Below are 12,098 nucleotides of genomic sequence, written 5' to 3' on the forward strand. Positions count from 1 at the left end.
TGTACATCTTACCACTTATTCTATCATTATACGGACTCTGTCAATGTAGCCTCCTGAACATCCCGATCCTTTTTCGCATCCGTGTCTTTGTACGTAAATTGGTAACTTCCAGATCCAAGTGTGACTTCAACATCGTCTCCAATGTTTTGAATATCCTGAACTCCACTTATCTGATCCAACTGATCCAACGGTTTCCCTTGTTCCAGAACGATCTGTGCACCTGCTCCAGGAAGACGTACCGTACCTCTCGTGTTGGCGGGAATATGCACCCGTATATCCATTTTACCATCCGCCAACCGGTGCCAGCTTGAAGCAACATGACCATACATCGTCTCCAGACTCGCTTCCACCCAATCCAGTCCAGGTCCGGGTTGCGGCTCGATATGCACCATTCGGAATCCTGGCTGATGTTCATCGGACCGAATGCCGGCAACGTAACGATACAACCATTCTCCAATCGCTCCGTACGCATAGTGGTTAAATGAGTTCATATCAGCACTCCAGAGACTGCCATCCTCTTTTATCCCATCCCAATGTTCCCAGACGGTCGTTGCGCCTTGAGTCACCTGATATAGCCAGGACGGATAATCCTCTTGAAAAAGTAATGTATAAGCCAGGTCGTGAAGACCTGCATCACTCAATACCGGATTCAGATAAGGTGTGCCCACGAAACCTGTAGTAAGATGATTGCCCGCCTCTTTCACGAGTTTTGCCAATTGATCAACAGCACGAGTGCGGGCAGTCGCGTCCAGCAGGTCAAATTGAAGCGCAAGAACATGTGCTGTTTGCGTAGGAACAGCAATTTTCCCAGCTGGAGTCACGAATTCATTTCTAAACGCATGAACAATGTTTGTGTGCAACTCCTTGAAATATTCAGCATCATCTGTCTTTCCAAGGACCTCAGCCGCTTTTTGAGTTAACGAAACCGAATAGGCATAGAAGGCAGATGCCACATAATCCGTGTCCGTTGCGCCAACATAACTATCAGGCTTGGAGTCCAGTCCCAGCCAATCGCCAAAGTGGAATCCCGTGTTCCACAGATACGGATTGTCACCCTGCACATGAATATACTCGATCCACTGCTTCATACTCTCATATTGTTCGGCCAATAATCTGGCATCCCCATACATCTCATAGATGGTCCAAGGACAGATAACTGCTGCATCCCCCCAAGCGGCGGAAGAATGACTGGTGTCTCCCCACCCTTCTGAGGTGGAACCTCTCAGATCTGGAACGAAGAATGGAATACCTCCATCTTCTCCCTGATCCGCTTCCAGATCCCGCAGCCATTTGGTGAAGAAGGGAGCCGTATTCATCAGGTAGGAGGACGTGCGGACAAACATCTGTGCATCCCCGGTCCATCCGAGCCGTTCATCCCTCTGTGGACAGTCTGTCGGCACATCAAGGAAATTCCCCTTTTGCCCCCACAATATATTGTGATGCAGTTGGTTTACCAGCGGACTGGAGCATGAGAACTGACCTGTTTGCTCCATATTCGAGTGCAGTACTATTCCGGTGAATTCATCCAGACGAACGTGTTCCGGAAAGCCAACCAGCTTCACATAGCGGAACCCTTGGAACGTAAAATGTGGTTCAAATGATTCCACGCCATCCCCCTTGCACGTGTAGCGAATACACTGCTTGGCGGCGCGAAGATTATCGGTGTAAAAGTTGCCTTCATGATCCAATATCTCAGCATGGTGCAGCTCAACCGTCTGACCCGCCTCACCTTGAATGCTGAATCTCACCCATCCCACCATATTCTGCCCCATGTCTACTACACGATCTCCCTGTGGGGTTGTTAACAAGGCGATTGGCTGTAGCTGTTCTACTTGGGTAACGGGTACGTTCTCCTGAGCAACGATGATATCTTTGGGATGATCCAGTACGTTCACGGGTGACCAATTCGTCTGAGATGAATCCGACCAGTCGGACTCCATTTGTGCATCATACGTCTCCCCCATATAGATGTCCGACATACGAATGGCACTAGGAGCAGCGGTCCAATCCCCATTGGATATAATACATTCCTCTGATCCATCTGCGTATTTCATATGCAGTTCCAGCAGCAATGCGGACGTTGAACCAAATATCTCCCGTTCTTTGTTCCAGCCAAGATATCCTCGGTACCAGCCATCTCCCAGATTAGCACCTAAAGTATTCTGTCCATCCTGAAGCAGGTGGGTAACATCATAGGTTTGATATTGTAATCGCTTACGATAAGAGGTCCAACCAGGTGTAAAATAATCTTCTCCTACTCTTGTGTTGTTCATATGCAACTCGTATAATCCAAGTGCTGTAACATATATGCGGGCAGAAGTAACAGGTTGTTTCACATTAAACTGCTTGCGCATACGCGAGCATGACGTATCTCCATCATCTGATGGTTTAGCTGTGATCCATTCTGCTTGCCACTTGTTATGACTATCCATAAGTCCCATCTCGAAATAAGCCGTTTCGGACCAGCCCGAATCATTTCCTGCATCATCCCATGCCTGAATCCGGTAATAGTATCGCGTTTGCGGGGAAGGCTGAAAATGGTTTAATTCCACATGTATGGATTGATCCGTGCTTATCTTGCCAGAATCCCATGCAATCTCATCAAAATCTTCTGACAGGGATAGCTGGATCTGGTATGCGGATTGCATGCAGTTCCGACGATCAGACTGTAACTGCCAGCTTAATCTCGGTGATTTGACATCAAGGCCTATCGGGTTGATTCTATACTCACAGCGAAGGTGACTAACGTTGAACATTAGCAGATCGTCCTTTCCATCTTGGCTTCCCATTCGGGGTTACGATATAATTATATCGATCCTGTTGCCCTAAATACCCGGTAATCAGGACTATTTCATCCGGTGATTCAGCCATCTGTGCGAGGAGGTTGCTTGTGAATTCATCTGTACAACTCATGAAAAGTGAATACTTTCTGCATAATCATTTGCAACTTTTTGTCAATCGTTGCTCTGAAGATTTTGTGCTTCCTTTTCACGCACATGATTTTATTGAATATAGCTACGTTGCCGAAGGAAAGGGCTTTCATCATATCGGTGAAGATGTCATTCCGGTGACAAAGGGGATGCTGTTTGTCATTCCTGTCGGCGTTCCTCATGTCTTTCGTCCTGTCAGCACCAACGTAACCGAGCATCCGTTAATTATATATAATTGCTTATTTAATGCTGAATTGATCCACACGCTGACAGCAATCATTCAGGAAAAAGAAATCATTCAACATCTGATGGATCTGGAACAAAATCAGGTTCCTTATATATCCGTTGTGGATCACAACGACCGGATTGAAGAACTAATGGTGAAGCTGTACCGTGAATCCTCCGTTCCGGGAATCGGTTCGTCTACCATGTTATACACCTTGGTAAGCCAGTTGGTATTGATGACCTACAGACAACTTTATCAAAAGGATCATGATGAAGAGCATCATTCCACCGGTTTTGATTACATCCTTCACTATATCAAGGAACACGTGAGCAACCGTATTCGAATGTCTGATCTGGTACGTGTATCGGGCTGGAGCGAGAAGCAAATTGGGCGAATGTTTCTGCGACATACCGGACAGAACTTTAGCGGCCACCTGCAACACCTCCGTATACAAAAAAGCTGTGAACTGCTTAAGAGTTCACAGCACAAAGTCAGCCTGATTGCAGAGCTGGTTGGATATCGGGATATGGATTCATTCTATGCTGCATTCAAAAAAATAACAGGCGAAACACCTCTCGCCTATCGCAAAAAATCCAGAGCACAGCACTCTGGACAATAAGATTTACTTTCAGACACCAACAACCTGTAACACTTCATCTATGTATGCCTTGGCCTCTTTCCATGAAGACATCAACGGAAAGTTGTATCGCTCACGCTCCTGTATATTCCATGGATGTGGGATACAGATGACCTTTTTGCCGTCCTCATGCGCGGGAATCAGGTTATGTGCTCCATCATCAATGAGCAAATCAAAAGCGAGCAGGTTTTTTCTTTTGCATGTAATAAACTGTTCTGCGGTTATAAAAGGCATATGCTGCTGAAGCCAGTTCCACTTCTCAACGACTGTTCTTGGTTCTGCTGCCGTCACAACAATAACATCATAAGCATCGTTCAGCTTTCGCATCTCATCTACAACATACTCGTCGTACAATTCCAATTCCTCGAACAGACCCGGCCGACCATAAAATACATCATGCGTGCTCTCTGGATGACGCAAATGGGATGTATCCCAATGAATCATATCCTCATAGCGCAACGGATGGGTCGGGAAGTTGAGGTTGTTGTGATATATAGCCCGCTTGACCAGATGACATATCGTGTCATCCATATCTACAGCAATAATAGGCTTCTTCATGGTTATCCCTCCCCCAATACGAACACAGTATACCATCCAGAATGTTATGTAGTCATCTTTTTTACCTTGAAATGCCAATAGCGTTGATGAGAATTCTACCTGATCATATTAAAAAGGCGCCCCGGCGCCGTAATACCAGCTACGCCCGGAGTGCCTATATAGATTAATCTATTCCAAGTTCTCACCATTCGAGGCAATGACTTTTTGGTACCAGCCAAAGCTCTTTTTCTTATAACGATTCAATGTGCCTTGTCCGTTGTCATCCTGATCCACGTAGATCACGCCATAACGTTTGGACATTTCCGAAGTGGATGCACTGATGATATCAATCGCTCCCCAGTTGGTATATCCCATCAGGTCCACTCCGTCCATAACGGCTTCTTTCATTTGTGTAATATGTTTTCTCAGATAATCAATCCGGTAATCATCGTTGATGGAACCGTCTGCTTCAACGGTATCTTTGGCACCAAGGCCGTTCTCTACCACAAACAATGGCAGTTGATAACGGTCATACAGCTCTTTCAGTGCAACGCGTAGGCCGATCGGATCAAGCTGCCAGCCCCACTCTGTACGCTCCAGATTCGGGTTCTTGATCGTACTGTACAGGTTACCTCCAGTTACTCCATATTCCTCCGGGTTCACTGCGGACACCAAGGATGTGTAATAACTGAATGAGATGAAATCAACCGTGTGCTCACGCAGGATCTGCTCATCTCCTGGTTCCATGGCAATGGTAATCCCGTTCTCTGACCAGTACCGAGCCATAAACGTTGGATAACTACCACGAACTTGTACATCTGTATGCAACAGGTTCAGCTGATTATCGATCTGTGCTTGCAGCACATCCTCTGGCTTCGACGTCGCCGGGTAGTGAATCATACGCGCAAGCATACATCCGATCTGGAAGTTCGGGTTAATCTGACGTGCTCTCTCTGTCACCAGGCTGCTGGCTACAAATTGATGATGAAGTGCCTGATAAGAAGCCTGCATCGTGTTCTCAACTCGGTCTTCAATAATACCGCCGCCTGTGAACGGTTCAATAATGGTTGTGTTAATCTCATTAAACGTCAACCAGTATTTAACCTTGTCCTTGTATCGGGTCATCACCGTTTCCGCATATCTCACAAAATGTCCAATCACTTCGCGACCAGCCCAGCCGTTATATTTCAGGACAAGTGCCATAGGCATCTCATAATGCGAGAGGGTTACAAGTGGTTCGATATCGTATTTACGGAGTTCATCGAACACTTCGTCATAGAAGCGCAGTCCCTCTTCATTCGGCTCGGCATCATAACCATTCGGAAAAATACGCGGCCAGTTAATGGACAGACGGAATGTCTTGAAGCCTAGCTCAGCGAACAGCGCAATATCCTCTTTGAAACGGTGGTAAAAATCAATCCCGTAACGCTTCGGATAACCTTCTGCACTGTGATGTGCCATTGCTTTCTCAACCGTTGCACTGGTAACATGCATCAGTTCTCTAAGGTTGGTGTAGTCCTTTTTCTCAAAATAAGGAACCATGTCGGCTGTCGACCATCCTTTGCCACCAGCATCGAATCCACCTTCAGCCTGGTTGGCGGCAATAGCGCCGCCCCATAGAAAACCTTTCGGAAACCCTTGTCGATTAATCATTCGTATCTCTCCTTCTTTTGTTGATATTGTTAGTCCTAAGACGGACAGTTTAGATCTCAGCTTTCAAGACGTCTTCACCCATCGTGATTTCGCCCAATTTCACAGGTAGAACCTGCTTGTAATCAGCCGTATTGGTAACAACCATAGCGGTTGTAATATCGTATTCTTTTGCAATCTCGGCCAGTTCAAACGTGAGTAATTTGTCTCCAGCCTGTACACGTGCTCCTGTAGCAACATGTGCATCAAAATACTGTCCACGCAGCTTCACCGTGTTAATTCCAACATGAATCAACAATTCCATTCCGTTATCACTGCGGACAACGATTGCATGTTTTGTTTTGAACACATTCATGATGGTACCTGTCACTGGAGAAACCAATTCACCCACCGTTGGAACAAATGCCACACCTTTACCCATCAATTCATCACCAAATGTTGGATCATTGACTTCTTTGAGCGGGATGGATTTACCTGTCATCGGTGCAACAGCTACTGCATCACTCGTTGGTGTTGGATCGCCCATGTCGTCCACATTTACGGTTGTAGCATCGTTGGAAACAACTTTCGCTGCTGCTGTAGAAGCACCCGGTGAGAATTGAGCCAACGCCTCTGCGTCTCCTTCTTCTTCCTTGATACCAAATATCGTAGACATGATCGCACCCACGATAAAGGCCAAAATCATACCCCCAAAGGAATACCAGAAGGTCTGTCCGATCAGGGAAGGAAGTCCTGGGAGACCACCATTACCCGCAAGAACGTAAGCTTTCGCGCCAAAAGCAAGGGCGAATCCGCCACCCACTGCACTACCAATCATGGCTGCGGCAAATGGTTTTTTGTATTTCATATTTACGCCGTACATAGCTGGCTCCGTTACACCCATGAGTGCGGTAAAGCTCGTGGACAATGCCACCGTTTTGAGTTTTTTATCTTTTGCCCGGAAGAATACGCCGAGTGTTGCACCAGCCTGACCCATATTGGAGATAAAGGTCAATGGCAAGAATTTATCAAAGCCCAGTGTAGCGATATTACTCAGGATGATCGGCACAAGTGCATAGTGCATTCCTGTCATAATAATGAGCGCCATCGCGCCGCCAAGAACAATACCTGCAATCAATCCGCCTTCATTCAGCAGCCAGTTGATGCCGCCAGACAATCCGCTACCTACAAATGTACCCAATGGACCGATCGCAATCAGCGTTACCGGAACCATAACAAGTAAGGTAATCAACGGCACAAGCAATAGTTTGAGTGCAGCAGGGATAACACGGTCAACCCATTTCTCAACATAGGACATCAACCATACTGCAAGAAGAATCGGGATAACCGATGAAGCATAACTTACTGCTGTAACCGGGATTCCCAAGAATCCAACCGATTCACCGCTTGATAACAATGCTGTCATGTCTGGATACATGAGTGCCGTACCTAGTGCAATCGCAACAAACGGGTTACTGCCGAATTTACGAGCAGCGCTGACTGCAATCAGTAAAGGCAGGTAGTGGAATACGCCGTCACCAATGGCTGAAAGAATACGATACGTATCCGTTCCGGCAGACATCCAACCTACGGACACGAATAGTGCAAGTAATCCTTTGAGCATACCTGCCGCAGTAATCGCTGGAAGCATTGGAGCAAAGACACCTGCGATTGTTTCAAAAATTTTCAGCACGACATTTTGTTTTTTATCCGACTTTGGCTCTTTCTTTTCTGTAGTTTGCTGGATTGCTGGATTTTCCCTCACCATGGCATCGAATACTTTTGCCACATCATTACCGATAATGACCTGGAATTGATCGCCGGAAATATTCGTTCCCATGACCTTATCCAGTTTCTTGAGTGAGCCGTTATCAACTTTCTCGTTGTCTTTTAGATCAAAGCGCAAACGTGTGACGCAGTGATAAACTGAGTTAATATTGTTTGTTCCCCCAACGGCTTTAATGATTTCCTGCGCCGTATCCTGATGTTTCATGATGTTTTCCTCCTCATTTTTCCAATAAAAAATACCCGAACGAATCTAGCGCATATGGATGGCGCCATCTCATTCGGGTATTGCCTGATTGAACAGTAACAAGCCCATAGGATATCCAGTTGTAATTTGATTCTATTGCGTGGACTTTTCGTCCCGCTTGGTTTTCATCAAACGTTCCAGATGGAGCGTTAGATATAACTGCTCAGAGTGAGTCATGTCATACTGATAGTTCTTATGGATAAAAGTCTCGATCTTGCCAATACATTTGAATGTCTCCGGATAGTTTTTCCGAACCACTTCATATAAATACTCCTCAGCATCATCATGTGAAGAATGTGTAATGACACGCTGACAGAAATATTTCAAATGGGTGATGAAGCGGAAATAATTGACGCTATCTTCATCCAATTCGACGTTGAAGTGATATTTGATGATATTCATGATCTCCTGCAACAGCTGCATCAGATGGGTGACATCGTTCATGGAATCATTGACTTCCGCATTGATGAAATGTAAGGCAATATTACAGATTTCATCTTTGGGAAACTCAATATCCAGTCTTTCCTTCAGCAAGGTCAGTGCTTCTCTGGCCACATCATACTCCGCCTTATAGAAGTGCTGAACTTCCCAAGAAAGTGGATTTCGAGTAATCATTCCTTTTTCCAAGCGCTGAACAGCAAAGTGAATGTGATCAGATAGCGAGACATAGATCCCGTCACTGATGGTTTTGTTCAATTGCGTTCGTGCCAGTGTCACAATATCATCTGTTGCCTGCAGAATCTCAATCGGCACTTCAGCTACGATGGATTTGAATTTCTCATAAATCGATGCATCCTGAAGACGAAATACCTTCTCAATCCGCTCTTCATCAATCTCATCGCCTGCTTTGAACTTAAATCCGATACCCCGGCCGAGGATCAGTAGTTCCTGATTTTTGTCATCCACGGTACTGACAATATTGTTATTAAATATCTGTTTAATAATCATTATGGACCCACCTGGTTTTTTTTGAGGAATAAAAAAGGGCAAAACCAAAACAGAAATAATAAAATCATTTCCATAGTGGTTTTGCCCGCATTACCGGTAACAAGCCTCGGATATAATTTATCATAACCTGAAAACGGTGTCAACCCAAAAATCCTACTATTGCTATTCCACTTCATTCCCTTACATGAGTCTTTTCCCTAAGCTTCCACGTTTAAGGGTGCATATGCTTTAGTATTAACATTTTGGAGCAGATTCAAACGAAATCAACCAATAAGCATCACTTGATCACTTGCTTCGAACAAAAAAGACCCTTCTCTCGAAGGGCCCACCGTATTATTGCTGGAACGTAACATTAATCTGTACAATCTCCGAACGACTACTAGTACGAATTGGAGGTCCCCAGAATCCAAATCCTGACGTTACGATGGAGTGCATAGAGCCCTTTTGCAGATAACCCCAATCATTCTCGTAGATCGCTTGTGTAATGAACTGAGCCGGTGCAATCTGACCACGATGGGTGTGACCAGATACGACCAGATCTACATTATTCTGCTCCGCAATATCCAGATCATACGGCTGATGATCCATCATAAGTACCGGTTGGGTCAAATCAGTGCCTTGCATTAAAGTAGCGACTTCTGCCCGATCCTTCTCTGTTCGGTCTTTCCGTCCAATTAGGGTGATCTTGTCATCCAGGACAATTTTGTCATCGTACAGAACTTGCATGTTGCTCTTCTCCAGCGCAGCAATCAGATCTTCAATCGGACCATCGAACTTATCGTGATTCCCGAGTGAAGCATAGACGCCGTATGGGGCCTGAATATCACTGATAATATCGGCAATTCCGCTATTGCGGTACATATCCAGATTGTCATCAATAATATCTCCAGGATACAGCACCAGATCCGGCTTCAGTGCATTAATTTCCTCCACCATGCGTTTGGCATGTGCAGGGCCAGATAGAAGTCCAAAGTGCATATCGGCAGCCATGACAATGTTGAGCTTGTCTACACCTTCTACTTTTTTATCAATCTGGATATTATACGTTCTCACTACAGGGCTGTAAGCGTTGAAAATTCCGTAACCCAATGTGGACACTAACAGCACCAGCGTAACAACTCCCGCCCATTTCTGTGTGTGATGTCTTGGAATACGGGTTAATCTCAGCAACCACATCGTGAGGTGGACGACGGGCAGGATCAACAATAACAACGAGAAGATTGCCAGCCAGTAAGAACCGATGATACCGAGGAACGAAATGCTTCCAAATACCCGTGCCAAAATGAAGGAAACGGCAAGGAATACAAGCGCTATAATATAAAACCATCGAAATCTGGCGGACACAACTGGTTTCATCCAACTCCAACCGCTCCAACCTATGTAGAACACTAATAAACCGTATACGACCAAAAACAATATACCTGCTAATACAAACATGCCCGGTCTAACCTCCACGTCAATAAGTTGTATTCTGAATTTTCATCACGGACACAGGTCCGTCTGAACAAGTATAACGTAGTTGATGAGTCAGATCATCTGTTTGGCAAACCCAGATTCGTACATTTTATTACAATTTGATGATATTCAAATTCGAACCATTAACGAGAAAAAGCATTCCCACAGCTGCCCTGAATAGCTAAATTCAAGGACAACTGCAGGAATGCTATATTTTCGAAATTAAAATTACTCGTTAGTGTCCATCCATTGGAAGTGGAATGAACCTTCTTTGTCCACACGTTTGAATGTGTGGGCACCGAAGTAGTCACGTTGAGCTTGCAGCAAGTTTGCTGGCAAACGCTCTGTACGGTAGCTGTCGTAGTAAGACAGTGCGCTGGAGAAACCAGGTACTGGAATACCTTGTTTTACAGCAGCCGCTATAACTTCACGCCATGCGCCTTGATAAGATTCAACGATGTTTTGGAAGTAAGGATCCAAGAGCAGGTTTTTGAGTTCTGCATCTTTGTCATATGCTTCTTTAATGTTTTGCAAGAACTGCGAACGGATGATGCAGCCACCACGGAAGATCATGGCAATGTTACCGTATTTCAGATCCCAGCCGTATTCATCGGAAGCTGCACGCATTTGTGCAAATCCTTGTGCATAGGATACGATTTTACTTGCAAACAATGCTTTGCGCACGTTCTCGATGAACGCTTTTTTGTCGCCAGAGAATGCTTCAGTTGCTGGTCCATTCAGGATTTTGCTAGCTGCTACACGCTCGTCCTTCATCGCAGAGAGGAAACGGGAGAATACGGATTCCGTAATCATGGACAATGGAACGCCGAGATCCAGCGCACTTTGGCTTGTCCATTTACCTGTTCCTTTTTGTCCAGCCGCGTCCAGAATAACGTCAACCATTGGTTTGCCTGTTTCTGGATCGTATTTGGAGAAGATATCTGCCGTGATTTCGATCAGGTAGCTGTCCAGCTCCCCTTGATTCCACTCGGTGAAGATCTCATGCAACTCTTCAACGGAAACGTTCAATACGGATTTGAGCAAGTGATAAGCTTCACCAATCAACTGCATATCTCCGTACTCGATACCGTTATGCACCATTTTCACATAATGTCCGGCACCGTCTGGTCCGATATATGTGCTGCAAGCGTCATCGCCAACTTTGGCAGAGATCGCTGTAAGGATCGGTTCTACCAACTGATAAGCACTTTCCTGACCGCCTGGCATGATTGCCGGGCCTTTCAGTGCGCCTTCTTCACCACCGGATACACCTGCTCCGATGAAGCGGAAACCTTTTTCTTCCAGTTCTTTACTGCGACGTTGTGTGTCAGGGAAGTAAGCATTACCTCCATCGATAATAATGTCGCCTTGATCCAGATGAGGAAGCAGTTGCTCGATCGTTGCATCTGTTGCTTTACCTGCTTGCACCATGATCAGAATTTTACGCGGAGACTCCAGGGATTCCACGAATTCTTCAATAGTGAACGCACCTGTCAGGTTTTTACCTTCTGCTTCTTTCAGAAGATCGTTCGTTTTCTCCGGGGAACGGTTAAATACCGATACCGAGAAACCTTTGCTTTCAATATTCAAAGCCAGGTTTTTACCCATTACTGCCAATCCAATAACACCAATCTGTTGTTTACTCATTATGTCCTCCCAATGCTCCATGATTTATATAGTTTTATTGTAAGTTGAAACGAATAT

The 12,098-nt window shown here is 45.3% G+C and carries 8 protein-coding genes; 1 reads left to right on the forward strand and 7 read right to left on the reverse strand.

The window, feature by feature from the left end; genetic code table 11:
- Window positions 1–26: 26 nt before the first annotated feature.
- Window positions 27–2,756, reverse strand: a complete 2,730-nt coding sequence (locus NST38_RS18320; RefSeq protein WP_076250095.1) for an alpha-L-rhamnosidase — start codon at window positions 2,754–2,756, stop codon at window positions 27–29.
- 134 nt (window positions 2,757–2,890) lie between these two features.
- Here NST38_RS18320 and NST38_RS18325 point away from each other — a divergent pair, with 134 nt between their 5' ends.
- Window positions 2,891–3,775 (forward strand): AraC family transcriptional regulator, encoded by an 885-nt coding sequence (locus NST38_RS18325; RefSeq protein WP_083669597.1) that lies wholly within the window; start codon window positions 2,891–2,893, stop codon window positions 3,773–3,775.
- A 9-nt stretch (window positions 3,776–3,784) separates the two neighbouring features.
- Here the strand turns inward: NST38_RS18325 and NST38_RS18330 are convergent, their stop codons facing one another.
- The 6 genes from NST38_RS18330 to gndA form a co-directional block, all read right to left on the reverse strand.
- Entirely contained in the window at window positions 3,785–4,351 is a 567-nt protein-coding gene (locus NST38_RS18330; protein WP_047843459.1) for a 5' nucleotidase, NT5C type, read from the reverse strand.
- A 168-nt stretch (window positions 4,352–4,519) separates the two neighbouring features.
- A complete protein-coding gene (locus tag NST38_RS18335) occupies window positions 4,520–5,983 on the reverse strand; it encodes a glycoside hydrolase family 1 protein (protein ID WP_076250093.1) in 1,464 nt (487 codons plus the stop codon).
- 49 nt (window positions 5,984–6,032) lie between these two features.
- Window positions 6,033–7,952 carry a beta-glucoside-specific PTS transporter subunit IIABC gene (locus NST38_RS18340; RefSeq protein ID WP_076250091.1) on the reverse strand — a complete coding sequence of 640 codons (1,920 nt, stop codon included), beginning with the start codon at window positions 7,950–7,952 and terminating at the stop codon, window positions 6,033–6,035.
- A 132-nt stretch (window positions 7,953–8,084) separates the two neighbouring features.
- Complete coding sequence (licT, locus tag NST38_RS18345) at window positions 8,085–8,939, reverse strand: BglG family transcription antiterminator LicT (protein ID WP_036613466.1); 855 nt, start codon at window positions 8,937–8,939, stop codon at window positions 8,085–8,087.
- Between the two features lie 333 nt (window positions 8,940–9,272).
- Complete coding sequence (locus tag NST38_RS18350) at window positions 9,273–10,376, reverse strand: metallophosphoesterase (protein ID WP_076250089.1); 1,104 nt, start codon at window positions 10,374–10,376, stop codon at window positions 9,273–9,275.
- A 246-nt stretch (window positions 10,377–10,622) separates the two neighbouring features.
- Window positions 10,623–12,041: an NADP-dependent phosphogluconate dehydrogenase gene (gene gndA / locus NST38_RS18355; RefSeq protein ID WP_036672842.1), complete on the reverse strand. Its 1,419-nt coding sequence runs from the start codon at window positions 12,039–12,041 to the stop codon at window positions 10,623–10,625.
- Window positions 12,042–12,098 lie beyond the last annotated feature (57 nt).

Source organism: Paenibacillus sp. FSL H8-0104 (genome assembly GCF_038050215.1).
GTDB classification, from domain to species: Bacteria; Bacillota; Bacilli; order Paenibacillales; family Paenibacillaceae; genus Paenibacillus; species Paenibacillus amylolyticus.

Bases quoted from the DNA above. Each gene is read 5' to 3' on its own strand.
- NST38_RS18340 (WP_076250091.1), bottom strand. From the start codon at position 7,952: ATGAAACATCAGGATACGGCGCAGGAAATCATTAAAGCCGTTGGGGGA.
- NST38_RS18320 (WP_076250095.1), bottom strand. From the start codon at position 2,756: ATGTTCAACGTTAGTCACCTTCGCTGTGAGTATAGAATCAACCCGATA.
- NST38_RS18350 (WP_076250089.1), bottom strand. From the start codon at position 10,376: ATGTTTGTATTAGCAGGTATATTGTTTTTGGTCGTATACGGTTTATTA.
- NST38_RS18335 (WP_076250093.1), bottom strand. From the start codon at position 5,983: ATGATTAATCGACAAGGGTTTCCGAAAGGTTTTCTATGGGGCGGCGCT.
- gndA (WP_036672842.1), bottom strand. From the start codon at position 12,041: ATGAGTAAACAACAGATTGGTGTTATTGGATTGGCAGTAATGGGTAAA.
- licT (WP_036613466.1), bottom strand. From the start codon at position 8,939: ATGATTATTAAACAGATATTTAATAACAATATTGTCAGTACCGTGGAT.
- NST38_RS18330 (WP_047843459.1), bottom strand. From the start codon at position 4,351: ATGAAGAAGCCTATTATTGCTGTAGATATGGATGACACGATATGTCAT.